This window comes from Algoriphagus sp. SE2 (assembly GCF_039563885.1).
GTDB lineage: Bacteria > Bacteroidota > Bacteroidia > Cytophagales > Cyclobacteriaceae > Algoriphagus.
In genome coordinates, this window is the sequence record NZ_JBCLWJ010000001.1 from 88371 (window position 1) to 113067 (window position 24697).

Genomic DNA, 24697 nt, shown 5'->3' on the forward strand with positions numbered 1-24697 from the left:
GTTTGATAGGCTTTTTAATAAAATATTTTTGACTACATAGGAGGCATGATAACCGTATCGATTACATGCACCACACCATTATCAGCTTCAATATCTGCTGCAGTAACTGTTGCATTGTTAATCATAGCTTTTCCATCTTTTAAAGTTACTTTGATAGAACTTCCTTCTACTGTTTTTGCCATTTGACCATTTTTAAGATCTGTTGACATTACCTTACCAGGTACTACATGATAAGTAAGAATTTTCACCAATTGTGCCTTGTTTTCAGGCTTTAATAGAGTTTCTACAGTACCCGCTGGCAACTTTGCAAATGCTTCATTAGTTGGAGCGAAAACTGTGAATGGGCCTTCCCCTTTCAAAACATCAACCAAATCACCTGCTTTAACAGCAGCAACTAAAGTTGTTAAAAAATCTTGTGATACTGCCAAGTCTACAATGTCTGCTTCAATCTTAGTCTCATGAACTGAGTTTGTTTTTGTAGTAAATGAAGATGCTACAATTAACATTGCAAGCATAAGTACTGATCCTAGTTTTTTCATAATTGATAATTAGTAATAGTTAAAATTGGTTTATAGCTTAATGAACAAGGATAGTTTCTAATTGTTTTTTAAATTTTTAGAATACAGTGTTTTATAATATTTATTTTACACAGAAGGTGCTTTGGGTCAATCCAAGGATATAATAAGAGTGATAAAAAGAAAAATGGATATTTAGGAATGCAAATCAAATTAATCGCTATTGGAAAAACGGATAATCAAGCGATCATCTCGCTGATCGATGATTACAGTAAACGTTTGAATTTTTACATCAAGTTTGAGTTTGAGGTAATTCCCGATCTCAAAAACACCAAATCCCTTTCAGAGACCCTCCAAAAAGAAAAAGAAGGGGAGTTGATCTTAAAAAAATTAGCTTCTTCAGACCAATTAATTTTGATGGATGAACGGGGCAAAAGCTATAGCTCAGTAGATTTTTCCGAATTTCTTCAGAAAAGAATGAATTCGGGCTTAAAGCAACTAGTATTTGTTATTGGAGGACCTTACGGTTTTTCGCAAGAAGTCTATTCCCGTTCTAATGGGAAGATTTCTATGTCTAAAATGACTTTTTCACATCAAATGATCCGCCCATTTTTTATAGAACAACTCTACAGAGGCTTTACTATTCTTCGAAATGAGCCCTACCACCACGAATAAGGCTTGCTAGGAATATAGGGAGCTAATACTAGAAACACGTGATTATGTCTTTTGACAGGCGTTAAAATTTTCCTTACAAATTACCCTAATGTTAAGTTATTAGTCTTTTTTTTTGCTAATGTTACCAAATTGTTAACTTTACATGTTCTGATTAACATAGGCTTCATGCAAAATGAAACATATGATCCTCACATATTTGATGATTTTTGGGCTCAGTAACTTTACTTTTGCCCAGGAAGAATTATATCCAAATGAGGAGTTGTTTTTTGAAACTCAAAAAGAAGAGTCCATTTGGAAGGAAGGAACTTCAGACCCTTTAAAACTTTTTACGGCAGTTCATGCCAATGAAATCCATGAACAAAAATGGAATGAATTAATTGAAGAGCTGGATCATAAAAGATCCAAAACAAAGAGTGATTACAATTTCTTAAGGCACATTTTCCAAAAATCACATAAATCTTTGTTAAAGACCTATGTGAAGCATTCCACTTTCAACGATATGCTTCTGGATGGAAAATTTGATTGCGTGAGTGGGTCTGCGACCTTAGGCATGCTATTAGACCGATACGGATTTGATTATAATATAATAGAAACCGATTTTCATGTGTTTATAGCAGTCACCCTTGACCGTAAAACCATCATCTTAGAAAGCACATTACCTATCGGTGGAATGATCACAAGACCATCTGATGTTCAAGCTTATTTAGAAAGCTATAAAGCAGTAGAATTTGCTCAGTTGAGTTCTCTAACGCAAAGATTGGGAAATCCAGAAATAGATTTATCCGACAATGCAATTTTTAGAAAGGTCTCTTTGACTCAATTAGCAGGTCTTCAATATTATAATGATGCAATAACTCATTTTAATGAACAATCTTTTGGGCTTGCTTCAAAACAGCTCTCAAAAGCAATCATTCTTTATGATTCTGAAAGAATAAAAAACCTTCGCGAGTTAGCGATTGAGCAGGCCTACAATGTTTATGGTTATGATGTAAAATAGAATTTTTCCTCGAACAGGTTTAAGATATTTTCAATCAACATTTTATTTCAAAAATTCTTTTAAAATATAGGCCCCGCCAATAAAGGAAATATTTTCTCTTTTTAATGATGGTGATGTCCATCGGGCCCATGAACATGACCATGCTCTATTTCTTCCGGCTGAGCATCTCTAATTAACACGATTTTCCCATCAAACTGAAGATCATGTGCTGCCAAAGGAGGATTAAAGTCCATATGTACTCCCATATAATCGATCTTCGTAATCTCGCCCTTAACTTGATTCCCTTTATCGTCCTGCATGGGAATCACAGCTCCAACCTTAAGAAGATCTTTTGCCTTTTTCCCTTCTTGCTTAAAATTTGCTTTTGGGATTATAGTTTTCCTTTCTTCATAATAATCTCCATAAGCATCTTCAAAATCTAAAAAGACCGAAAATTCATCCCCTATTGATTTTCCTTCCAAAGCTTCTTCAAATTTTGGGAAAACTGCTCCAGTACCAAATAGGAAAAGAAACGGTTGATTTTCAGGCACATTCTCGAAATCCACCATGCCTGATTCTCCATCATCCACTTTAAGTTGATAACTAATCCCTACTACTTTGTTTTTTTCGACTTTCATAAAATATACCTTATCTGAATAGGTAGGCGACTCCTATTTGTGCCACAAAATTCTTTCTATCATAGCCAGGAACAAAATACTGATCCGGTTGATTTTCCAAAAACCACTTATAATTTAATGTGTTTACGTATTGCATTTTCCCGCTTAAAAGGAAATCTCCAACTTTCCAGTCACCAACAAGAGAAGGCACCAGATCGACATACTTATTTCTCCAATCCTTTGAAGCTTCATATCGGAAATAATAAAAATCATTATTATAAACGATCCGCTCCATTTGAAATCCAATACGATTCATTTTATTTACCCAAGCGAATTCTACAAAAATAACATTGCTTCCTGGGCCATTCCCAACTCCTAATACTTGACCATTGTGTGTGTAACCTTCGCGTACATGATCATGGATATACCATGTCTCTAAGTTTCTAATGTCTTTCCGAATCGTTTGTCCTGTTTGAGTCATTTCGGAACTTATCTGAAGATAATGCCCCGGTTTTTTTAAACTCATCAGATGAGAGAACCCAAATGTAAATGCTCTCCCTGATTCTGGGGTAATCATGAAGTCTTCCAATTTCCTATTATTCCCCCTCGTTCCATATTCTCCATAAAACTCAAAGTGTCCGGTCGGACTCATCCATCTGAAAAATCCTGAGCTAAATTGCTGCCTTTTATCTCGAGTGGGATCAAGTATATTTTCAGGCCCCTTCCTTCCATTAAATACAGGTATTAAATCACCAAAAGTCGATACCTCCTTACGGTACATTTGATTTACAGATCCATATCCAAGAAATAAACCAGGAACCCATTTGGGTTGATAGGTGAAAATCAACCCAGATAAGTATCTTTTGTTCTCTTCAGGTTTAGGAATGTAAACTGGATTTTCCTGAATATTGTAATCACTTAATGGCGGCAAAAACCCGCTTGATTTCAAAAATCCAGCTACCATTTGCCCTTCAAAAGATCCAATTTTTGTTTGAATAGGTTTTCTTGTATTTAAGGTAAAATGAAAGAATCCGGGCGCATTATTTCCAAGCAATAAGGAATTCCTTCTTCCTGGTCCCCACCAAAGATTCTCGGTTGAAATACCTATTGAAACCTCATTGAGATTATACCTTAAACTGGATTGCCCACCATAAACCTTGTTATACCCCGAATTTCCAAATCGCTCTGGCATATCAATTCGGTTCATGTACTCATAATAAAACAGGATAGTTGCCTGATGTTCAATTGGGAATCCTATATAATCCTTGTTTTGAGCGATTAAAATTTCAGGTTGAAATTGAAAACTCCAGTTCCCATATTCTGCATATGCTCCAGGACTAAGAATAGTTTGAATACCCCGATTAGGAATGAATGCTCCATCATTTACTCCAAAAGCATAGGTAGAATTAAACTGCGTTTTCAAAACGGCTGGAAGGACCAAAAGCTTTCCCTTATTTTCCTTTCCAAAATACCTATGGAATCTAGAATTCTCTATATCAACTACCGAACTATCTAAATCAAATCCATTTTTAAAACCAAAAGCTTCGGTTGGATAGATCGGACGAATCATAAAAGAAGAACTAGAATCTACCACCCCTAGTAGTTGTGCTCTTCTTAAATACTGATCAAGCAAAGGCATTCCAACTGGTACAGTTTGACCAAATGAAGATTTGAATCCAAGCAATAATAACAATCCAAGCAGAATATATTTTCTCACAATTATTTTCATAGAGTTAATTAAGTGTGAGTGCTGTGATTTCAATTTTTGAAATAGACCAGGATTCATCGCAGGTAGGATCTGGACTGTTTTCTTGAACCAAATCAGAATTCATATAAATCCTTGCTGAAGGGTTGCTATGATCCATAATTTTTGAGATGCTATATTTTGTACTGTAATTATTAAAAGCCCCAAAAATACAGAGACCTGGCAAATTAGTCTGAATAGCTCCGGATTTTGGAACATTCTGTCTAAAGTAGGTAGCTGGGTACGATTGATAGAGACAATATGTTGGCGCACAAGGTGAGTTTGAAAAGGTAGTTCTAAAAACTTCTTGGTTATCTATACCAAAAAACCAGAAATCAGGCCCTGATACCCCATCATCTGGATTCCCGTCCCAACTGTCATGAACGATAATTTCAATGGTCACTTTTATTAAATTGTGGGAAGGTAGATCAGATACACTGACCGCAACCTCTTCGTTATGATAATAGCCTGCAACAGTATCATTCTCAAATACAAACAATCTCCCATTCTCAAAACCTGCCAAATTCAAATCCGAAAAATCGTTGGAATAAACTATACTTTCAGATTCCAAAGTTTCACTGCACGACCAAAGAAAACCCAAGAGAATCAAGACTGGAAGGGTAACCCAGTTTTTAGACCAAGTGCGTAACACCATGAATTATAATTTGCATATAAAAATGAACTTCACAAAGAAACAAAAAACCAGCCAAATGAGGATTATACAAACTTTCCTATTTTTCTAGAGGAGAGCAATAAGTAATCTTTATTTTTGAATAAATTTTCAAACTTCAATTATGGGTAATTTTACCATAGTCGCCGGGGCACGACCAAACTTCATGAAGATCGCACCTATTATTCATGCACTTCAAGATCAACAAAAAAAGGGCTTATCTGTTAAATACCGCCTTGTTCATACAGGCCAACATTACGATAAAAAGATGTCAGGGGATTTTTTCGAACAATTGGGAATACCAGATCCCGATGCGAATCTTGGTGGTGGAGGAGGAACCCAAGCTGAGCAAACTGCCGCTATAATGGTTGCATTTGAAAAAGAATTGATAGAAAATAGACCTGATTTAGTTTTGGTAGTTGGGGATGTAACGAGCACTTTGGCCTGTTCTATCACAGCAAAGAAACTTCAAATAGACGTGGCTCATGTTGAAGGCGGTATTCGTTCTGGAGATTTGACCATGCCCGAAGAAATCAATAGGATGGTGACGGATAGCATCACTGATCATTTTTTCACAACTTCTGAGATAGCAAATACAAACCTAAGAAATAGTGGATTCTCTGAGAATAAAATCCACTATGTAGGAAATACCATGATCGATACGCTTTTGGCTCAAATGCCAAGGTTTAACAAGCCTGAAGGAGAAATATTTGACGCCTTAAAAGCTGGACAATATTTCGTAATGACCATGCACAGGCCCGCCAATGTAGATCAAGAACATAAGCTAAAAGCTATGGTTGATGCTATTTTGGAAGGAACAAAAGGCTTGACTATCATTTTTCCAGTTCATCCCCGAACAGCAAAAAATCTCCAGGCAATCGGAATTGATGCTCCAAATTTAAAAATGACGGATCCATTGGGGTATTTGGAATTCAATTATTTGGTCAAAAATGCTAAATGTGTGATTACTGATTCAGGTGGAATAACTGAGGAAGCTTCAGTCATGAATGTTCCATGCATTACATTAAGAGATAATACCGAAAGACCGGAAACAATCAATTTGGGAACAAATGAATTAGTCGGAACAGATCCCACTAAACTGAAGCCGTTTTTAGAAAAAGTTATGAAGGGTGAGTGGAAGAAGTATCAGGGAATTCCTCTTTGGGATGGCAAAACTGCCGAGAGAATTGTTTCTATTTTAATGGAAAAATACCCTGATTAAAATGGTGACAAAGGAAAGAATCAAGCAATTGATTTCGGAATTAAATCTCCTTCCACATCCGGAAGGGGGATTTTATAAAGAAGCATATCGGTCTACCGATTTGGTCAAAACTCCAAATGGAGAGCGGAATCTTTGTACGGTTATCTATTTTTTGTTGACTTCAGAAAATGTTTCAAAATTCCATCGAATCAAAAGCGATGAACATTGGTTTTGGCATGAAGGAAGCCCGCTGACCATACATATTCTAGATCAAAAAGGTCATCATACATTACTTCTTGGACCTACTAATGACTCAGGTTCACAACCTCAGCAAATGGTACCAGCTCAGAAAATTTTCGGAAGCACAGTGGATGAAAAAGATGGCTATGCCTTAGTTTCCTGCGTAGTAGCTCCAGGATTCGATTTTGAGGATTTTGAACTGTTTAGGAAGGAAGATTTAATAATGACTTATCCAGATCAGGAAGCTATTATTTCCACATTGACATAATTATTTCCTAAGAGAAAAAACTGAGGCCGTTTTTAAACTTTTTGTGTCATAAACAAGGTCTTCTTGATACCAGACTTTGGTCAAAATAATACCCGCTTCTCCAAGTTTTTTCATTTCACCTACGAATGTATCACTTTCATCCTTGCTCCATTCAATTATAGTCTCGCCAATAGGATAATCACCTCCCAAGAAAACCCTCATGACATAATTGTCATTTTGTTCGTCTTTGTAAATGAAAAAGTTTTTTGGGTGATCAAATCTTCCATTAAAAACTCTCACTTTTTTCCCTTCCTCCATGTAGTAAAGATTGATAAATTCCTCCTTAAAACTATTAGGATTATTTCGATCCAATAAATCATTTCCTTGGACATCGGTTACTGTAAGATCAAAACCTATATCTATCACCGTACAGCAAATAGGATCTTCATGGCATCCAACTAAGAAAAATGTAAAGAGGATTAAAGTAATTTTGACAAGTCTCATATTGAAAAATAACTAAAAAAACTCTAAAAAAAATAGGCTCCAATTGGAGCCTATTTTTAATATTCATTGTGGTGTTTTTTCTTAGAATGAGAAGGCAACTCTCATCGTGATTTTTGTTCCTGGAGACAATCTTGTAAAGATTTGATCTTGGGCTTCATAAGATCTGAAAACCATTTCTTTTTTGTCATTCAAGAGATTCTGAACTCCAAATCCTGCCTGAAAACGCTCATCAGCACCAAAGGTCTTGTTCACATTTAGATTCAAGCTGTGGAAAGGGACAGTATAAGTATCAGTTCTGTTACCAAAACCAACATAATTTAGAGTTGAGCCCTGGACATTATAGAAAATGCCTGCTTCTAAACCATTCACAAATGACTGATAACTCAATCCTGTGTTGATAATATAAGGAGCCTGACCAGCCATATCCCTTGTATCTTTGATCTCTTGACCTTCTCTAGCGGTTAAAGTTCTGGACCTGAATTCAGATTCAGACATTTTAATCTGAGACTTAGTTACAGTCACATTTGTGTTCCAGTTAAAATTTTCAAGCTTTGGTGCAATAAATTTCAAAGATTTTCTGAATTCAAATTCCAAACCTGCTACACTACCATTACCCACGTTTCTAGGCTGGAATGTACCTGGATCGGCTAGGAACTGAACCATTTCAATAGGCTTGTCAAACGTCTTATAGAACGCACTTACTGAGAACATCTGGCCTCTATCCTGGAAAGCTTCCCATCTTAAATCAAAATTGTTGATTCGAGTCGAAACCAAATTACCATCCCATAGAACCTCGGTACCACCGTTGGTAGTTTCTGGATATAATCCACCGATGAATGTTCTACCGGTAATTGGATCTAAAATCTCTGCATAAGACAATTCTTTGAAGGAAGGTCTAGCGATAGTTCTAGAAGCAGAGAATCTCAAGTTCTGCTTTTCCTTCAAATTGTAAATCAAGTTGACGGTTGGGAAGAAATCCAAATCATCAAGCATGGTTACCAAATCATAATTGATTGTACCAGTTTGGTTTGTACCAGTATAGAATTGGTTGAACTGTTCAACTCTCAAACCTACAACCGCTTTCAAATTAGCAGTAGGATTTGCTTCCACAGAAGCATATCCAGCTACGTTTGTTGCAATTGACTCGTATTTATTAGGGTTGATTGGAATAAAGTCAGCATTGTATCTAACTCCATTTCTATTATCTGCAGCAAATAGGTTTTCTGTCTGAAGAATCTCATTTGGATCACCTGTAAATTCTGTATCACCTGTGGCAAACTGAAAGCTTTGAATATCAAAATCTCTGTATTTGAATACGTAGTTTGTTCCAAATTTAACTTTAGCATCTCTTTGGAAAAGAGAAAGATTTCTAGCTACATCAAGCTTGCCTACCACACTATACTCTTCTAGATTTCTCCAAATTCTTGCAGGTAAGCCAACCTCTGTTGAAATGGTATTTTCAGGAACTCTGAATCTTGTGAATCGAATATCCGGATCCTGGATCGTAGATCTGGTTGGAGCCAATTTCCAGTTTACTTCCCAATCTCTTCCATTAAAGAAATGAGTCCCTCCTAAAAGAATGCTAGTTAAAGCTCTTTGGCTATATTCTAAATTGTATTGTTTTGCTTCGAAGTTTGCTCCCAAATTGGTATTTACGAAGTCAAATTCACCTGCTTTTGATTCACCATTTTGAAGGTGCATCAAGTTTAGTTTATACTTAGAATTTTCAGTTTTTAAAGCAATTCCCGCTAACCCACCAAGCAAAACATTATTTACTCCGTAATCACCTTTCTGTCTTTCAAGTGCTTCTAATTCAGTGGCAGAAGATTCTCTTGGCTTAGCATAAAGGTTGAATTCTGCATCCTGATAAAACTCGGTTTCATTCTTATAGGTCAATGCAAAATTATATCCCCATGTAGCCCTGGACCTAGCAATTTGGTTTCCTAAAGAAAAGCTTACTCCTGCGTCCATCAAGCTATTACTTCTATATCCACCCAAAGTTTTGTTGAAATCACCAAGGATTTGCTGATACTCTAGACCTTTTGGTCCATTTGGATTTCCTACTGCATCTCCATATTGTGGAATATCGGTTCTACCTCCTGTTGGGATAGATCTAGTACCATCATCAAAACCTAACCAATCACTCTTGCCACCATCATATTTCAAATAGTTGGAATTGAAGTGCATAGAAGGATTAATTCCACCACTCAAGCTCAACTTCATTGATTTCTCCTCAGGGAAATCTTTAGTCTCAATATCTACTACACCTCCTGTGAAATCAGCTGGAAGTTCAGCTGTAAATGATTTTGAAACTATAATATTATCGATCACATTCGTTGGGAAGATATCCATCTGAATAGAGTTTCTATCTGGATCAAGACCAGGTATATCAACTCCGTTCAATACCGTTTTTGTATATCTATCTCCCAAACCTCTTACATAGATGTATTTTCCACCTTCAATGGAAACACCTGTTACTCTTTTTACAGCAGATGCTGCATCGCCATCTCCGATTTGACGGAATGTGCTTGCAGATATACCATCCAGCAAGTTGGCAGCATTTCTCTTTACTGACATCAAAGCTGATTCTGTAGTACGAATGGCAGTAGCAGCAATAGTTACTGTTTCCAATTCTGAAGCCTCCTCAGCCATTGCAATGTCATTTAGAACATTTACTGCCCCAGCTTTCACTTCTACTCCTGTTAGCTCAACGGTGGAGTAAGAGATATAAGAAATCTGAATCGAGTAAGTCCCTGGCTCAACTTGAATCTCGAATTTCCCATCGAAATCAGTTACTGCTCCAGTAGAAGTTTCTTTAACTAGTACAGAAACACCGAATAATGGTTCTCCTGTACCTTCTTCGAAGATTGTTCCTCGAATTGTTCCTTTTTGAGCAAATGCGAATCCCGCAATGACCTGAGATAAAACCAGAACGATCAAGACAACAATGGTACGTGTCAAGAACTTATTTGTAGATTTATTTTTCATACAGCAATTAGATAATCACTTAATTCAGAATTGGAAGAAAGACACCTTGCAAGTCCTTTCTTCCTTCTCCAAGTTTCGTTTATTGTTTATTTAAAATATGCTAACTGACCATCTTGAAAAGCCCAAGTCCAGTTTGCGAAGGCTGATTTATCAGCACCTATTGTATTAGCTCCGGCTTCAACAGCCATAGCAAATTCAACTGTTCCTGCTTTAAATACTGTTTCAAGTGTTACACCTTCAGCAAGTGTTGCTTCAAGGCTCATGAATTTTAAAGATCCATCGGCAAAAGTTGCCAAAGCCTTATCACCACTTAGAGAAAGGTCTCCTCTTCCATCTGTAGTAGCCGGATCAGCAAATCCAAAGAAGTAGATGTTTTCGAAATTGCCTCTTGCTCCGTCTCTGAAATCACCGAATTCAGCGACATCATTTCCTTTAATAGATCCGTTTTTCAATGTGTGTCCTGCAAGTGCAGAACCCTCTGGTCCATCTATTTCCAATGTATGATCTGTCTCACTTCCCGCTATGACAATGAAGTTATCTAAAGTACCAGACCATGCCTGGTCCGTATCCATTCCATCATCACCTGGATTCCAAACTAGTGCGTTAGTGACATTTACAGAGCCACCGAACCATTCTATACCATCATCCTGATTTCCGATTACTTCTACATTTTCGATGATTGTACCTGATCCAACTGCTCCAAGAGTCAAACCATTTATTTCGTTTCCTTCTCCGATGTTAGCACCACCGTGGCGGATTGAGATATATTTAATGATACCTGAATTATCAGCATCGTCAGTTCCACCATAAAGGCCATTTGTATCTGACGGTGGAATTCCTTCAATTTGAACTTCCGTTACGTCACCGGCAAAAGACCCTTTTGCATTACCAAGAATCAATATCCCGCCCCAAAGTCCAGTTAGGTTTGGCTCAAGGTTTGGAGATACGATTTCTCCTGGTTTGATTTCATCCGCAATAGTTGTAAAAATGATGGGAGAGTTAGCTGTTCCCTGTGCATCAATTTTTGCACCTCTAGCGATGATCAATGCAGTAGCATTTGATCCAGTTCCTACTTCACCTTTCACGATTACTCCTGGCTGAATTGTCAATGTGTTTCCAGAGGTTACAGAAATTCTACCTCCTAAAACATAAGTCTTTCCAGTTTCCCAAGTAGTGTTTGAAGTAATATTTGAATTGATCAACACATTGGTTGGGTCTTCAGGCTCGGGCACGGTTGTTGGCTTGTCATTACCCTCTATACAGCTAGTGAATCCTAACACGATCACTGCGAATAGAATGAATAGTGAATTAAACTTTTTCATTGAGTTATTAATTGAATTGTGGTTTTGCCTTCGTTTGATGATACAAAAGTGATTCAATTAAATAGCACAAGAGAATTTTTTGAATTATGCTTTTTTTAAAAAATTTGACAGAATTTAATATTGAATTAATAGAAATGGCAGAAAAAAAGGCTTCCCTTGCGAAAAGCCTTTTAAAACAGGTTTTAATGTTATTAGAATGTTACCGACTTATTAATCGGCACTTTTTCCATCAATATTTTTACTAAATCTCGGGTGTTAATTCCATCTGCCTCTGCCTCATAATTCAGGATTATCCTATGATTTAGTACATCTTCAGCAATTTCCTTGATGTCCTCAGGCAATACATAATCTCTACCGTCCATATAGGCAACAGCTTTTGCTGCTAAGTTTAAATTGATACTTGCTCTAGGAGAGACACCAAACATGATATATTTAGCCTCATTTTTCAATCCATACTCATTTGGGAATCGCGTCGCAAATACCAGCTCAATTATATAATGCTCCAATGGTTCTGCTATTTTCACTGCATTAATCTGATTTCTAATATCAAATACATCCTGCTTCGAAAGAATAGCATTTACTTCATTGGAAAAAGACATGTTAGCCATTCTTCTCATGACTTCCATTTCATCAGCCTTGCTAGGATAATCGATATGAACTTTCATCATAAATCGATCGACCTGAGCTTCAGGAAGTGGATAGGTACCTTCTTGGTCAACCGGGTTTTGAGTGGCAAGAACCAAAAATGGTCTATCCAGCTGAAATGTCGTTTCACCAATCGTTACCTGCTTTTCTTGCATGGCTTCCAAAAGAGCCGACTGAACTTTAGCAGGAGATCTGTTAACCTCATCCGCCAAAATTAAATTTGAAAAGATCGGTCCTTTTTTCACTTCAAAATCACCGGTTTGCTGATTATAAATCATCGTTCCGATCAAATCAGCTGGCAGCAAATCAGGTGTAAATTGGATTCTATTAAAGTCCAAGTGCAGCACCTTTGCTAGTGTATTAACAGTAAGGGTTTTTGCCAGACCTGGCACTCCTTCTAATAAAATATGTCCATTCGTAAATAAGCCAATTAATAATCGATTAACCATCCGGTCTTGGCCAATGACTACCTTTTTTACTTCTTCTAGAACTGCTTGAATTTTTTCCTGATGCATGGATGAGGATTTTTATAACTATGCTATGGGGCTAAAATAACGTAAAAGTCCCAAAGGACAATCTTAATTCTTAGAAGCGGTAATGCCTCGTGTGGAAAGGAAATTTAGGATTTTTTAAGACCTTTTTGGTCTGTTTTGCTTCTGTTTCGCAGCTTCTTTAAAACCAGTAAGTCCAAGTTTATGATAAACTGTGTCTTTATCCAGTTCTTGTACCTCTCCAACTTTAAAGTCCATGATATTTATTTTCTCCATGGATTTTCTAACCAAGCGTAAGGTTGGGAATCCAACAGCTGCAGTCATTTTCCTTACTTGTCGGTTTTTCCCTTCGATAAGAGTCAATTCTAACCAAGAATCTGGGACATTCTTCCTGTATCGAATCGGAGGGTTTCTTTCAGGAAGATCTGGCACCTTTTCCAATAATTTTGCGACGGCATGCTTCGTTAAATATTCCCTTCCGTCTACCTTGATTTTGACCCCATTACTCAAAGTCTTGATTGCTTCCGCAGTGGGAATTCCTTCCACTTGAGCCAAATAGGTACGCTGATGACCAAAACGAGGATTCAACAAATGATGATTAAGCCATTTATCGTCAGTAATCAAAAGAAGGCCTTCCGAGTCTTTGTCCAATCTTCCGACAGGATAAACCTCCTTTGGAAAATCAAAAAGAGAGGCTAAAGTATTTGCCTCTCCTGAAAATTGACTTAAAACCCCAAAAGGTTTGTAAATAATAAAGTATCGTGACAAAACGCTGGAATTAACTTCCGCAACCGATACAATCAATGCTGGAATCCATAGGCTTTACACCTTTCAGTTTCATTTCCAGATTGTGGATTTTGTCTCTTAGCTCCATGTCCGCAAACATGTCTCCCGTCAATTGGCTTTTCAGTTCAGAAATCTGGGCTTCTAGATCTTTTAGTTGTACCTCGCTCATAAAAATTTTCTTTTAAGGGTTAAAGTGATGTCCTAAAATAGCGAAGGAATAAACAAAAGTTCCTCCCTTCTGAAAAAATTATTTTACAAAAATGGTTCCAAAAGAAAATCAGGACTTTACCTTGGTGGAAATTTTCAATAAAAATGAATTTGAACCAACTGATCCAATTAAGACAAGAACTTCATAAAACGCCTGAAACAGCAGGAGAGGAGCAGGAAACGGCAAAAAAAATCAAATCTTTTTTTCAAAACCTTCAACCGGATGATTCTATTGAAAATCTTGGTGGAACCGGTTTGGCATTTATTTTTAAAGGGAAATTTCCTGGACCAAGGACACTTTTCAGGGCTGAATTAGATGCGCTTCCTATCCAAGAAACTGGAAATCCATCTTACAAAAGCATAGTAAATGGCAAAGCACATCTTTGCGGGCATGATGGTCATATGACGATACTTTGTGGATTAGGGGAAAAATTGGCAAAACAACGGCCTGAAAAAGGTGAAGTGGTTTTACTTTTCCAACCCGCTGAAGAAACTGGAGAGGGGGCAAGAAGAATACTGGATGACCCTCAATTTGAAAAAATCAAACCCGACTTTGCATTTGCTCTTCACAACCTTCCAGGTTTCCCTTTTCATCAGCTAGTCACTCGAAAAGGAACTTTCGCAGCAGGAAGTACCGGCATGACCATCACATTAACTGGAAAAACTTCCCATGCAGCACATCCCGATGCAGGGATCAATCCTGCTTTTGCTATAGCTAAACTGATTCAAGTGTTGCCAAAATTCCCTGAAAAACTAAAAAACTTTGCTTTGGTCACTGTTATCCATTCAGAAATAGGCAGTCTGGCTTTTGGAACCAGTGCAGGAAAGGGAAGTTTAAGTCTAACTATCAGGGCTTTTGATCAGGAAGATCTGGATAGCCTTATTAATCTAATTGAAGGGGAAGTTGAGCAAGTTGCAGGTGAAGAGCAATTGGGTTTTGAGATTTCCTATTTAGAGGCTTTCGCTGTTTCTAAAAATGATCCAAATGCTGCAAAAATAGCAGAAATGGCATTTAAAGAGCTACAGGTTGATGTCTATGAAAAAGCAGAACCGTTCCGTTGGTCAGAGGATTTTGGCTTATTCAGTCAATCATGTCCATCCTACTTGTTTGGATTAGGATCAGGAGAAAATTGTCCCCAGCTTCATGAGCCGACCTATGATTTCCCTGATGAATTAATAGAAACCGGAGTAAAAGTTTTCGAAGAAATCGTGAGAAAAAGTTAATTATTTACCGATTTGGCTTGGTATTAGGACTAAAAAAGTCTGGAAACAGTATTCTTAGTGATTTATTTTTTGCATTATCTAAGAGTTCAAGATTCAATAAACTCTGAAGATTCTATAATACATTATGAGCGTACCAAAAATACCGATTCAGAAAATGGCAAGATTTATAAAAAAACCAAAAGAAGAGATTGGCCTTTCCCCAGATGAGTTGATTTTCAGAGGAGAGCAAAAATCCAAAGATGTTTTATTACGAATCATTGATTTCGATGCATCCAATTATCAGGAGGACGCCATTCAAACTGTAAAAGAAGTTGTCCAATACCAGGAAAAGAATACGGTCACTTGGCTTAATATAGATGGGCTTCATAATACTGCAATCATGGAAGAGATTGCTCAGTCTTTTGATTTCGATCCGCTGGTGATAGCAGAGGTTTTGAATACCACTTCCAGGCCTAAAGTTTTGGAGTATGATAACTGCATCCTGATCACTATCAAAATGATGCAGATGAAAGATGAAAGCGGAAAAATTACGATTGAAAACCTGAGCCTAATTCTCACCGAATCAGTCCTAATTTCTTTTCAGGAGACGAAGGGGGATGTATTCGAACCGGTGCGAGAACGGATTCGGAAACAAAAGAAACGAATTAGAAATGGTGGAACAGATTACTTAACCTTTGCTCTTTTGGATATTGTGATCGACAATTATCTCTATGTAATCAAATTGCTTGGCGAAAAAATCGAAACACTGGAAGAAAACCTTCTTGTAAATCCCAATGAGGTGGTAATTAATGAAATCAACAATTATAAAAAAGAACTCAACTTCTTACGAAAGAATATTAAACCAGCCAAAGAGATGATTTTCTCTCTTGCTAAAATGGAAACTGAGTTGATTGAAGAAGGAACTGATATTCACTTTAAGGAGCTACAAGACAATATCAGTCAGGCAAGCGATTCTTCAGATAGCTATCGGGAAATATTATCGGATCAGCTAAATATTTACCATACCACGATTAGCAGTAAGCTAAATGATACGATGCGATTTTTGACTGTCTTTTCGGTGATCTTCATCCCGCTGACGTTTATCGCTGGTATTTACGGAACAAATTTTGAAAATGTACCCGAGTTGTCTTTTCAATACAGCTATTATATCATGTGGGGAGTCATGATAAGTATTGCGGTTGGAATGCTACTTTATTTTAAAAACAAAAAATGGCTTTAATCTGCTAAACAAATGGCCACTCTGTGACTTATCCATAAGTCCAGCTTTTGAAGAAGAAGGACAACGCAAACCAAAGAAATAAAATCCCCCAACCCCCTTTCAAAAAAGGGAAAGTAGACCGCTGCTCCAGGGTATTTTCAAAAAAATATTCTTTGCGCTGTGGCGTCTTTGCGGGAGATTATTACTTATAAAAAAAAGCCAACTTCCGTCGGCTTCCTAAGTCTTTTAAAGATCTGAATAGTCAGTCGGATACAATAACCTAGTATCGTTTCGGGAAACTGTGTTTTTGTATTCTTCAATATCCCGCATTTCAATCCACTTTGGATCAACTCCAAATTGCTTCCAATGCTCATTTCTAACATCCATATTTTCATGGGTAGTCATGTACATCAAATTTGGCATATTGGCGCCTGCGATCGTTTCGGCATAGAATATCGGGCTGCAGTTTAATCTTTCAAAAATATCCATTTCACCTGAGTTGAACATCTTTACTTTTTGACGATAAAGTCTTTCTGTCGGGCCTTCATAGCTTCTCAGCTCGTAGACTCTTTCTTTTTTGTCATTGGTCAATTTAGAAGGAGCAAACCTCGGGTGCTCAGACATTCCTTTCATTATTGCTGTTTCAATTCTCTTGTAAGGTGGGTTGTCAAAAGCTGCATTGATATAAGCATCTCCGTCTGTTAAGTACGTTTGATCTTTCAATAATTTTTCTTCAAATGCCATAAACTCATTCATTGATTTGAAGGGGATAAACACATATACTTTCTGTCCGGCATCAGGTTGAGAGGCGATAGGCTTAAATACTCCTACCTTTTCAACACCATGACGATGGGCAGCTGGAATAAACGCTTTTTCCAAATAGCTATCCAACATTGCTTCCTGCTCGGGCGATTCAATATGATAGGTTTTTAGCTCGTAGATGTCTCTTTTTTGAGCCATTAGGCTTAAACTCATCATGAGACATAAAGCAAATAAACCAAAAGAGGCTGTTTTTAAAAGTTTCATTTTCTAGGTTTTAGGTTATGAATTGGTAATTGAATCCTAATCTAATAGAAACTTCCTAATGAAGTGTCCTGTTTAAAAAATCCTAAGTGAATTTTAAGATTAGAGCTGTTGCGCTGTTCAGGATTTGCAATCCTGAACTATGATCATAGGATTTAAAATCCGTTTCAATTAAATTCTAAAAACTTAGTACGTTTATCATGGGATTTGAATTTAAAATTAGAGACCAAGGAGCTGTTCATTTTCTAACATTTACAGTTCATCAATGGGTAGATGTTTTTAGCAGAAAATATTATTCAGATCTGATTTTGGAGAATCTAAACTATTGTCAGAAGGTAAAAGGGTTAGAAATTTATTCATGGGTGATTATGAGTAATCATATCCATTTGATAGCAAGTGCAAAAAATGAGAATCTTTCAGACGTTATAAGAGATTTCAAAAAATTCACAGCAAAGAAGATTTTTAAAGCTATTCAGGATAACCCGGAAGAGAGCAGAAAATCATGGTTGTTATTAGCTTTAAGCTTCCAAGACAAAATTTGTTTTTGGGAAGATGGGTATCATGGAGAAGAGATATTTACCGTTAAGTTTTTAAAACAAAAGCCAATTACATTCACCAAAATCCTTTGAGAGCAGGCATTGTAGAAAAGGAAGAGGAATATTTGAATAGTAGCGCCGGAGATTTCTATGGAATAAGAAAAAGGATCTATTCCGCTAACAGAATTTGGATAAAGGAAATATTTAAGAAGATTAAAAATCTTCAGATCTAGCTTCGAGGTTACAAACCTGGAAGAGCAGTTTAACCCAGCTTTCGTTAAGAGTTGAAACCAAAAAAGCCGACTCTCGCCGGCTTTTTTATAATTCACAATCTTAATTGTTTTTTGCTCTCTTCATTGGGTTGCTTCCGGTAGAAGTTCCTCTTGCAGCTCCCGAACCTTTAAACAATTCAAATCTTGTTGGCTGGTATTGTCTTGGCCAGTAGTTACTGCTCTCGTCGATATCAGCTGTTTCTCTCAAAGGATCCAAAACAATCTGCTTCACTTCTTTTTTCTTGGCAAAAACCTTGGTCACCTCAGTTTCATTCATTCTCCAGATCTCCGCAGGAATTCGATCAATTTCTGAAGTTCCATCTGTATACTGCCATTCCAAAATAATCGGCATCACCAATCCACCAACGTTTTTGAAGTTGATTTCATAGAAATTCAAATCAGAATTCATCAATTCCTTCTCTTCTGGAGAAAGGCTCGCCATGAAATTCTTATAAGCTTCCTCATCTGCGGGAGTTACCGTAAATGGATTGTAGGTCGTGTAGAAATCTCTGGTAGCAGGATCTGCTTCAATCACCGTTTCAGGAACATCTTTCATGTTATTAGTTCTAGAAACATTCGTTTCATCATACTCTGCCGCTGCTTTTGCATCTGCTGCTTTCTCCGCTGGAGTGCGCTGATCTAATTTAAACCAAGAAACATTTTCAATGGAAATATCCACTGCCTCAGTTCCGTAGAACCATCCTCTCCAGAACCAATCCAAATCTACCGCCGATGCATCTTCCAAAGTTCTGAATAAATCATCCGGAGTAGGGTGTTTAAACATCCATCTTCTCGCGTATTCTTTGAAAGCATAATCAAATAGCTCACGACCCATTACCGTCTCTCTCAAGATATTCAAGGCAGTTGCAGGTTTCGCATAAGCATTTGGACCGAACTGAACTATGTTTTCTGAATTGGTCATGATTGGCTCCAAAGTATTTTTCTCGCTTCTCATGTAAGGAACGATCTTATGTGCTGGACCTCTTCTGGAAGGGAAATTACGATCCCATTCCTGCTCCGCCATGTACTGCATAAAGGTATTCAAGCCTTCATCCATCCATGTCCACTGACGCTCGTCAGAATTGACAATCATTGGGAAGAAATTGTGACCCACTTCGTGGATAATCACGCCGATCATTCCGTTTTTCACCGCTTCAGAATAGGTACCATCCGAATCAGGGCGACCATAGTTGAAACAGATCATTGGGTATTCCATACCGTTTGCTGCCTCCACAGAGATCGCTGTTGGATAAGGATAATCGAACGTATGGCTTGAATAAGATTTGATAGTATGAGCCACTACGCGGGTAGAATATTGACCCCAAAGTGGATTAGCTTCTTTAGCATAATAAGACATCGCCATCACATCTTTCCCACCTTGCTTCACTGCCATCGCATCCCATATAAATTTACGGGAAGAAGTCCAGGCAAAATCTCTCACGTTTTCAGCTTTGAATTTCCACGTTTTTTTCTCTGTGGATTTTCCTTTTTCCAATTCTGTAGCTTCTTCCTGGGTTCTAATCACGACTGGAGCATCATAGGTTTGCTTTGCCTTGTTCCAACGATCCAATTCTGTTGAAGAAAGTACTTGATTTGGATTTTGTAACACCCCAGTTGCGCCAACCATATGATCTGCAGGTACGGTAATATTCACTTCGTAATTTCCGAATACCAAAGCAAACTCTCCTCTACCAAGGAACTGCTTGTTTTGCCATCCTTCAAAATCAGAGTAAACGGCCATTCTTGGGAACCACTCAGCCATAGTATATAAGTAATTTCCATCTCCTTCGAAATATTCATATCCCGGACGACCCGAGATATATCCTACTCTATTCGTGATGTTGAAGGACCAGTCCACACCGAAGGTGAAAGAATCACCTGCTTTCAGCGGAGTTGGCAAATCAATCCGCATCATGGTATTATTCACTGTCACAGGAAGTGGATTGCCTTTGGCATCTTTTACCTCTAATACTTTATATCCAAAATCCTCATTTGCCCAGATGATCCCTTGAAGTGAACGAAGTGTCATTCCCTTATTGATGGAGCTTTCAGCAACCTTAGGCGTACTGGAACCAGCTCCACGCTGGTTTTCCTCCAATTGAACCCAGAGGTAAGTCAATTGATCTGGAGAATTATTGATATAAGTGACTTTTTCAGAACCTTTAATGGATTGGTTTTCGTCATCCAATTCCACATTGATCACATAATTTGCCTGCTGCTGCCAATACATATGACCTGGAGCACCAGAAGCTGTTCTGTACACATTAGGTGTGCGAAGCATTGTTCCTAGCTGTTCAAAGCGTTCCGCGTGGTTTTGCTCCGATCTATTTTGAGCAAAAACACTGGTCAAACTCAATAGAGCCAAAGAAGCGATTAATCCTATTTTCTTCATATTACTAAAGGTGATTTATTACCAAAATTTCATTTCTAACATTAACATGAGTGCGATTCCAAATACAAAAGAGGAAACGATCAAAGTCCATTCTTTTCTACTTACCCCTGCGATACCAACCAAAATTGACGTGGCTAACAGAAAGAAGGCTACAATAACCAGCTGTCCTAATTCAAGTCCTAAATTAAAAGCCAAAAGCGGCTTCCAAATTGCTATTTCTTTTCCCAACAAGCTTCTCAGGTAGTTGGAAAAGCCCAATCCATGGATTAGCCCGAAAAACAGGGCAAATATATAATTGATGGTTAATCCTTTGCCAGAAGCTGGTTTTGGGCGAAGGATAGAGATAAAGGCAGTAATGGCAATGGTTACAGGAATCAAAAACTCAATCAATTCCGTATTGACCTGAATGACTTTAAATGTGGCCAAAGCTAAAGTCAACGAGTGACCAACAGTGAATGCAGTCACCAAAATGATGATTTTCCTCCAATCCCTTGGAATAAAAACTGCACAAAGTGCCAAAACAAATAAAATATGATCGTAACCTTGAATGTCCAAAATATGCTGAACACCCAAACGAAAGTACAACTGAAAGGAATTCATATAGGGTAGAACTACTTCGAAAGAAGTAAATTGCGGCAATAATACAGGATTATTCCCATAAAAGACAAAAGACTATTACCAAATGCAACATCTTTACATATGCCTTATTTCTTTGGGATGGCTGGTCAGTACTCATCCATTTTTCATTAGCCTTACTGAGATCAGGTATAATGAAACCAGTCAAAAATTAGAAATCGCTGAGAAAATTTTTTGGGATGATCTAGAAGTTTCTTTGGAAAAATTTCACCGCACACCCATTGATGTCCTTAACCCCACAGATAAGAAATTATTTGATGAGCAAGTCAAAGCTTATCTGTTGGAAAAAAATAAAATCTGGGTAGATGGTAAGCCTGTTGGTTTGAATCTGATTGGATATGAGGTGGAAGAAGAAGCTATCTGGTTCTACATAGAATCCACTAAGACTACTTTTGAGAAATCTATTAAAGTGCAAAATTCTGTTTTGATTGACGAGCATGATTCCCAGCAAAACATCGTGCATGTCTATGTGAAAGGAAACAGTCCAAAAAGCCTTCTCTTAAGAAAGGACCACGAATCAGAGCAATTGGATTTATAAAGAATTTATTAAGGATAATAATTTTGAAATTTCTTCGTCATTGAATCAACCGAAAAATGACAATTTGCCTTGATCAGAGTACCCTTTATAGCTTTATTCCTTTATTTTCCGTCCTCGCTTTTCGCCCAGAATTGGTCTGAAAATGACTATCAAAAATATTCACTTGAGACTTTTTTTAAATTAGATGCAATTTACAAACCTATTGATTTTCAAAATATTGATAGGCCGTTATTGAATGCAGCGATCTTCTATGTCACGAATGAAATGCGGGCAAAAAGAAGACTGCCTTTGCTAAAGCATTTGCCTGCGGCAGAAAAAGTCGCCAAAGATCATGCAGAGGACATGGTGAACTATGACTTCTATTCTCATTATAGCAAGGTGCCCGGCAAAAAAATGCTGACGGATAGGTTAAAAATCGAAGGGCTTGATCCCTATTGCTATGCTGAAAACATCAGCTCAAGCAATGGCCTCCAATATGAATACGGAAGGAAAGTCAATCCCCCAGGGCCTAACGGAATATTTACTTATGTGAGTCGATCCAAGAGAGAGGAAATAGTCCCGCATACTTATATTTCATATGCCAGATCTGTTTTGATTTTATGGATGAATTCCAGAGGACATAAAAATAATATCATTAGTACCTGTTACGAGTACATGGGCTGTGCAGCTGCTTATTATGGAGATGAAACGTTTCATGATATGCCCAACTTCATTAGTGTACAGTGCTTTGGTGGTGGTCAAAAGTAAAATCATTAAAGGTCATTTATCCTAATAAAAGCCCGATTGGAGGCTGAATGACCCTATAATCATAAAAAATCTTAAAGAGGAAACCTTAAGAATTTAATTCAGTTTTAATCTACTAAATGACGCAGTTCAGTCTTGCAACTCATACGGAGAGTAAGGCTTTTCTTAGTTTAGTTGATACCTATTGTCATTGAAACAAAAGCCCCAATTCTTGGGGCTTTTGTTATTTATTTCCAATAAATTTTTCAGCAAAGAAGAAAATCCATTCGTCTTGTAACCTGATTTTCCTATCTGGTCCAACTATTATCCTCTAGATTTTTATCAGGAAATCTTCCGTGTGGATCCAGGGTAATTTTTTTGATTTTTCTATCTCCAAAGTCTAAAACCGCATCAAAGGTCTTGTCCCCATCAAACCATACAGTTACAGGCCAGGTAATTTCTGCTGCTGTTTCATTCACCATTTTTGAATTTGGCATATTCTTAATTTCTGGACCTTCTTCTTCAAATTCTACTAAAAGGACTACAGGAGAAGGCATTTCTCCATCCTGTCTTACAGTCACTTTGGTTTTTCCATTTGAATATTGTACCTCTTGAATTGATCCTTCTACCGACTCAGTTGTAAATAACCAATAGTACCAGAACCATTCTAGATTTTGACCTAATTCATGATTCATAAAAAATAGATAGTCCCAAGGTGAAGGATGCTTATAGGCCCAAGTGGCTGTATATTTCTTCATGGCATTGATGACTGCTTCATCACCCACAATTCCTCCAAGCATAGACAACATAAGCGGTGTTTTTTGGTAGGTCTGAAATCCATATCCTGTTCCGGCATAGTTCGCACTCCACATCAAGGGAGCTTCATCTTCACTCCCACTGATGCGTCCATATCTTTGGCCATACCCATCAAGATCATAAGGTCGGTCAGCTGCATCAGCAGCAGAAAGAATATTCATGTACTGATTAAATCCTTCATCCATCCATCCATATCGGGTCTCGTTAGTACCTACCATCATTGGCCACCACTGATGTGCTGTTTCATGATCTGCAGCACCTTGATTTGAGTTGATCACCATTGGATATTCCATCCCAGCACTTGGCCCATCTTGTAAGGTTAGTTGAGGAAATGGATATGGCGCCCAGAGTTTTGAGTAAAATTCTAAAGCATGGCGAGTTCTCTCGGCAGCGTTTTCAAAATATCTTGCTCTTTCTGGAATAAAGACCATATGAATTGGAATAGGACCTTTTTCTGGAATCATAGCACGAGTTGCTTTCCAAATAAATCTATCTGATGTAGCCCATGCAAAATCATTTACTTTATCTGCTTTAAACCTCCAGGTCAATTGATTCCCTCCCAAAGTAGACTTTTCTGGACCGTTCTCATCTTCTCCAACGATTGTAATTTCTTCATCGGAATCTAATACTTTAGAGAGTTGCTGAATAGCTTTAGGAGTCAATACCTCTTCAGGGTTTTGAAGTACTCCGGTTCCAGATACTATCCATCCTGCAGGAACAGTTAACGAAACATCAAAACTTCCAAAATTATTGAAGAATTCAGCCGGACCTAAATAGTCATTGGTTTCCCAACCTCTCAAATCATCGTACTTAGCCAATCTTGGAAACCATTGGGTTGGCTGAAACAAGGTGCTATCAAAACGCTGAGTCATTCTATGGCCTCTTCCGCCAGACCCTCCCGGTAATTTGGTATGCCAATCAATTTCTAATTCCACAGTACTTCCTGCTTTAATTGGATTGCTCAGGGTAATAGTAGCTACCGTTCTGTTCAATCCACTCGCTCGCAATTGTGACGGATCGTTTCTCCTAGTGGGAGCTGCCGCTAAGTCAACTGCTTCTCCTGCTACTTTTATGGCTGTAACAATCATTCCCTCCGTTTGCTCTGCAGGAGTAGAAAATCCCCTCGGCACGTCAGCACGAAAAATATTATGATCCAGTCTCAAAACGATCTGCGTCAAATCATCCTTGCTATTATTATGAACCAATATCTTTTCTGATCCAGTAATGGTTTGAGTGGAAGGATCCAAACTGGCATTGATAGTAAAATCTGTTTCCAATTGCCAATAGTTAGGCCCCGGTCTACCTGTAAAATCTCTGGTCCCTGCTTCAAACGCATTACGTATAGAATTCGTCATAGGAACATATTGCCGAATTGCTCTCGTTTCTGTCTCCATCGAGGTACGAAGGGGTTTAAGTTTATTCTCCTGTGCAAAAACAATCGAAGAGCTGAATAACAATAATAAAAGTAGTATACGCATCGGCAGCTAATTTTTTGAATTAGAAAACTAATA

General features: G+C 37.7%; 23 protein-coding genes. 9 read left to right on the plus strand and 14 right to left on the minus strand.

The genetic code is table 11. The features are described 5' to 3' along the window. Window positions 1-32: 32 nt before the first annotated feature. Window positions 33-539, minus strand: coding sequence for a fasciclin domain-containing protein (locus AAGF08_RS00285; RefSeq protein ID WP_343508876.1), 507 nt, complete (start codon window positions 537-539; stop codon window positions 33-35). A gap of 177 nt (window positions 540-716) precedes the next feature. Here AAGF08_RS00285 and rlmH point away from each other — a divergent pair, with 177 nt between their 5' ends. Both rlmH and AAGF08_RS00295 read left to right on the plus strand, forming a co-directional pair. Continuing rightward, window positions 717-1190 (plus strand): 23S rRNA (pseudouridine(1915)-N(3))-methyltransferase RlmH, encoded by a 474-nt coding sequence (rlmH, locus tag AAGF08_RS00290; protein WP_343508877.1) that lies wholly within the window; start codon window positions 717-719, stop codon window positions 1188-1190. Between the two features lie 181 nt (window positions 1191-1371). Next, on the plus strand, window positions 1372-2187 hold the full coding sequence (locus tag AAGF08_RS00295; protein WP_343508878.1) for a hypothetical protein: 816 nt from the start codon (window positions 1372-1374) through the stop codon (window positions 2185-2187). 101 nt (window positions 2188-2288) lie between these two features. Here the strand turns inward: AAGF08_RS00295 and AAGF08_RS00300 are convergent, their stop codons facing one another. The 3 genes from AAGF08_RS00300 to AAGF08_RS00310 are packed head-to-tail and all read right to left on the minus strand — an operon-like array spanning window position 2289 to window position 5182. Further along, window positions 2289-2804 (minus strand): peptidylprolyl isomerase, encoded by a 516-nt coding sequence (locus AAGF08_RS00300; RefSeq protein ID WP_343508879.1) that lies wholly within the window; start codon window positions 2802-2804, stop codon window positions 2289-2291. 10 nt (window positions 2805-2814) lie between these two features. Further along, window positions 2815-4512, minus strand: coding sequence for a capsule assembly Wzi family protein (locus AAGF08_RS00305; protein ID WP_343508880.1), 1698 nt, complete (start codon window positions 4510-4512; stop codon window positions 2815-2817). Between the two features lie 4 nt (window positions 4513-4516). Beyond that, a complete protein-coding gene (locus AAGF08_RS00310) occupies window positions 4517-5182 on the minus strand; it encodes a hypothetical protein (RefSeq protein WP_343508881.1) in 666 nt (221 codons plus the stop codon). Window positions 5183-5321: 139 nt separating this feature from the next. Here AAGF08_RS00310 and wecB point away from each other — a divergent pair, with 139 nt between their 5' ends. Next, complete coding sequence (gene wecB, locus AAGF08_RS00315; RefSeq protein ID WP_343508882.1) at window positions 5322-6419, plus strand: non-hydrolyzing UDP-N-acetylglucosamine 2-epimerase; 1098 nt, start codon at window positions 5322-5324, stop codon at window positions 6417-6419. A 1-nt stretch (window position 6420) separates the two neighbouring features. Then, window positions 6421-6906, plus strand: a complete 486-nt coding sequence (locus AAGF08_RS00320) for a cupin domain-containing protein (protein ID WP_343508883.1) — start codon at window positions 6421-6423, stop codon at window positions 6904-6906. Here the strand turns inward: AAGF08_RS00320 and AAGF08_RS00325 are convergent, their stop codons facing one another. From AAGF08_RS00325 to AAGF08_RS00350, 6 genes are all read right to left on the minus strand, one after another. After that, entirely contained in the window at window positions 6907-7389 is a 483-nt protein-coding gene (locus AAGF08_RS00325) for a hypothetical protein (RefSeq protein WP_343508884.1), read from the minus strand. It lies immediately after the preceding gene. Between the two features lie 81 nt (window positions 7390-7470). After that, window positions 7471-10377, minus strand: coding sequence for a TonB-dependent receptor (locus tag AAGF08_RS00330; protein WP_343508885.1), 2907 nt, complete (start codon window positions 10375-10377; stop codon window positions 7471-7473). Window positions 10378-10463: 86 nt separating this feature from the next. After that, on the minus strand, window positions 10464-11699 hold the full coding sequence (locus AAGF08_RS00335) for a hypothetical protein (RefSeq protein WP_343508886.1): 1236 nt from the start codon (window positions 11697-11699) through the stop codon (window positions 10464-10466). A gap of 191 nt (window positions 11700-11890) precedes the next feature. Further along, window positions 11891-12859 (minus strand): MoxR family ATPase, encoded by a 969-nt coding sequence (locus tag AAGF08_RS00340; RefSeq protein WP_343508887.1) that lies wholly within the window; start codon window positions 12857-12859, stop codon window positions 11891-11893. A 114-nt stretch (window positions 12860-12973) separates the two neighbouring features. Continuing rightward, window positions 12974-13603, minus strand: coding sequence for a pseudouridine synthase (locus tag AAGF08_RS00345; protein ID WP_343508888.1), 630 nt, complete (start codon window positions 13601-13603; stop codon window positions 12974-12976). Between the two features lie 10 nt (window positions 13604-13613). Then, window positions 13614-13790, minus strand: a complete 177-nt coding sequence (locus AAGF08_RS00350; protein ID WP_343508889.1) for a hypothetical protein — start codon at window positions 13788-13790, stop codon at window positions 13614-13616. A 143-nt stretch (window positions 13791-13933) separates the two neighbouring features. On the opposite strand from AAGF08_RS00350, the gene AAGF08_RS00355 reads away from it, so the two are divergent. Both AAGF08_RS00355 and corA read left to right on the plus strand, forming a co-directional pair. Beyond that, window positions 13934-15052 (plus strand): amidohydrolase, encoded by a 1119-nt coding sequence (locus tag AAGF08_RS00355; protein WP_343508890.1) that lies wholly within the window; start codon window positions 13934-13936, stop codon window positions 15050-15052. A 154-nt stretch (window positions 15053-15206) separates the two neighbouring features. Beyond that, window positions 15207-16271 (plus strand): magnesium/cobalt transporter CorA, encoded by a 1065-nt coding sequence (gene corA / locus AAGF08_RS00360; protein WP_343508891.1) that lies wholly within the window; start codon window positions 15207-15209, stop codon window positions 16269-16271. Between the two features lie 225 nt (window positions 16272-16496). Here corA and AAGF08_RS00365 read toward each other — a convergent pair whose 3' ends face one another. Beyond that, the gene (locus AAGF08_RS00365; RefSeq protein WP_343508892.1) at window positions 16497-17276 is read right to left on the minus strand and encodes an NIPSNAP family protein; all 780 of its coding nucleotides are present in this window, start codon (window positions 17274-17276) and stop codon (window positions 16497-16499) included. 197 nt (window positions 17277-17473) lie between these two features. On the opposite strand from AAGF08_RS00365, the gene AAGF08_RS00370 reads away from it, so the two are divergent. Further along, window positions 17474-17902 (plus strand): transposase, encoded by a 429-nt coding sequence (locus tag AAGF08_RS00370; protein ID WP_343508893.1) that lies wholly within the window; start codon window positions 17474-17476, stop codon window positions 17900-17902. A gap of 240 nt (window positions 17903-18142) precedes the next feature. On the opposite strand, the gene AAGF08_RS00375 is transcribed toward AAGF08_RS00370, so the two are convergent. Continuing rightward, a complete protein-coding gene (locus AAGF08_RS00375) occupies window positions 18143-20473 on the minus strand; it encodes a M1 family metallopeptidase (protein WP_343508894.1) in 2331 nt (776 codons plus the stop codon). An 18-nt stretch (window positions 20474-20491) separates the two neighbouring features. Beyond that, window positions 20492-21073, minus strand: a complete 582-nt coding sequence (locus tag AAGF08_RS00380; RefSeq protein ID WP_343508895.1) for a HupE/UreJ family protein — start codon at window positions 21071-21073, stop codon at window positions 20492-20494. An 82-nt stretch (window positions 21074-21155) separates the two neighbouring features. Here AAGF08_RS00380 and AAGF08_RS00385 point away from each other — a divergent pair, with 82 nt between their 5' ends. Then, window positions 21156-21647, plus strand: coding sequence for a DUF6702 family protein (locus AAGF08_RS00385; RefSeq protein ID WP_343508896.1), 492 nt, complete (start codon window positions 21156-21158; stop codon window positions 21645-21647). A 69-nt stretch (window positions 21648-21716) separates the two neighbouring features. Next, window positions 21717-22394, plus strand: a complete 678-nt coding sequence (locus AAGF08_RS00390; protein WP_343508897.1) for a CAP domain-containing protein — start codon at window positions 21717-21719, stop codon at window positions 22392-22394. Between the two features lie 284 nt (window positions 22395-22678). Here AAGF08_RS00390 and AAGF08_RS00395 read toward each other — a convergent pair whose 3' ends face one another. Next, on the minus strand, window positions 22679-24664 hold the full coding sequence (locus tag AAGF08_RS00395; protein WP_343508898.1) for a M1 family metallopeptidase: 1986 nt from the start codon (window positions 24662-24664) through the stop codon (window positions 22679-22681). Window positions 24665-24697: the final 33 nt, after the last annotated feature.

Excerpts from the sequence above, each read along its gene's own strand:
- AAGF08_RS00355 (WP_343508890.1), top strand. The coding sequence starts at position 13,934 with ATGAATTTGAACCAACTGATCCAATTAAGACAAGAACTTCATAAAACG.
- AAGF08_RS00395 (WP_343508898.1), bottom strand. The coding sequence starts at position 24,664 with ATGCGTATACTACTTTTATTATTGTTATTCAGCTCTTCGATTGTTTTT.
- AAGF08_RS00375 (WP_343508894.1), bottom strand. The coding sequence starts at position 20,473 with ATGAAGAAAATAGGATTAATCGCTTCTTTGGCTCTATTGAGTTTGACC.
- AAGF08_RS00350 (WP_343508889.1), bottom strand. The coding sequence starts at position 13,790 with ATGAGCGAGGTACAACTAAAAGATCTAGAAGCCCAGATTTCTGAACTG.
- wecB (WP_343508882.1), top strand. The coding sequence starts at position 5,322 with ATGGGTAATTTTACCATAGTCGCCGGGGCACGACCAAACTTCATGAAG.
- AAGF08_RS00365 (WP_343508892.1), bottom strand. The coding sequence starts at position 17,276 with ATGAAACTTTTAAAAACAGCCTCTTTTGGTTTATTTGCTTTATGTCTC.
- AAGF08_RS00380 (WP_343508895.1), bottom strand. The coding sequence starts at position 21,073 with ATGAATTCCTTTCAGTTGTACTTTCGTTTGGGTGTTCAGCATATTTTG.
- AAGF08_RS00320 (WP_343508883.1), top strand. The coding sequence starts at position 6,421 with ATGGTGACAAAGGAAAGAATCAAGCAATTGATTTCGGAATTAAATCTC.
- AAGF08_RS00330 (WP_343508885.1), bottom strand. The coding sequence starts at position 10,377 with ATGAAAAATAAATCTACAAATAAGTTCTTGACACGTACCATTGTTGTC.
- AAGF08_RS00335 (WP_343508886.1), bottom strand. The coding sequence starts at position 11,699 with ATGAAAAAGTTTAATTCACTATTCATTCTATTCGCAGTGATCGTGTTA.
- AAGF08_RS00385 (WP_343508896.1), top strand. The coding sequence starts at position 21,156 with ATGCAACATCTTTACATATGCCTTATTTCTTTGGGATGGCTGGTCAGT.
- AAGF08_RS00285 (WP_343508876.1), bottom strand. The coding sequence starts at position 539 with ATGAAAAAACTAGGATCAGTACTTATGCTTGCAATGTTAATTGTAGCA.
- AAGF08_RS00310 (WP_343508881.1), bottom strand. The coding sequence starts at position 5,182 with ATGGTGTTACGCACTTGGTCTAAAAACTGGGTTACCCTTCCAGTCTTG.
- AAGF08_RS00370 (WP_343508893.1), top strand. The coding sequence starts at position 17,474 with ATGGGATTTGAATTTAAAATTAGAGACCAAGGAGCTGTTCATTTTCTA.
- AAGF08_RS00340 (WP_343508887.1), bottom strand. The coding sequence starts at position 12,859 with ATGCATCAGGAAAAAATTCAAGCAGTTCTAGAAGAAGTAAAAAAGGTA.
- rlmH (WP_343508877.1), top strand. The coding sequence starts at position 717 with ATGCAAATCAAATTAATCGCTATTGGAAAAACGGATAATCAAGCGATC.
- AAGF08_RS00300 (WP_343508879.1), bottom strand. The coding sequence starts at position 2,804 with ATGAAAGTCGAAAAAAACAAAGTAGTAGGGATTAGTTATCAACTTAAA.
- AAGF08_RS00305 (WP_343508880.1), bottom strand. The coding sequence starts at position 4,512 with ATGAAAATAATTGTGAGAAAATATATTCTGCTTGGATTGTTATTATTG.
- corA (WP_343508891.1), top strand. The coding sequence starts at position 15,207 with ATGGCAAGATTTATAAAAAAACCAAAAGAAGAGATTGGCCTTTCCCCA.
- AAGF08_RS00295 (WP_343508878.1), top strand. The coding sequence starts at position 1,372 with ATGATCCTCACATATTTGATGATTTTTGGGCTCAGTAACTTTACTTTT.
- AAGF08_RS00325 (WP_343508884.1), bottom strand. The coding sequence starts at position 7,389 with ATGAGACTTGTCAAAATTACTTTAATCCTCTTTACATTTTTCTTAGTT.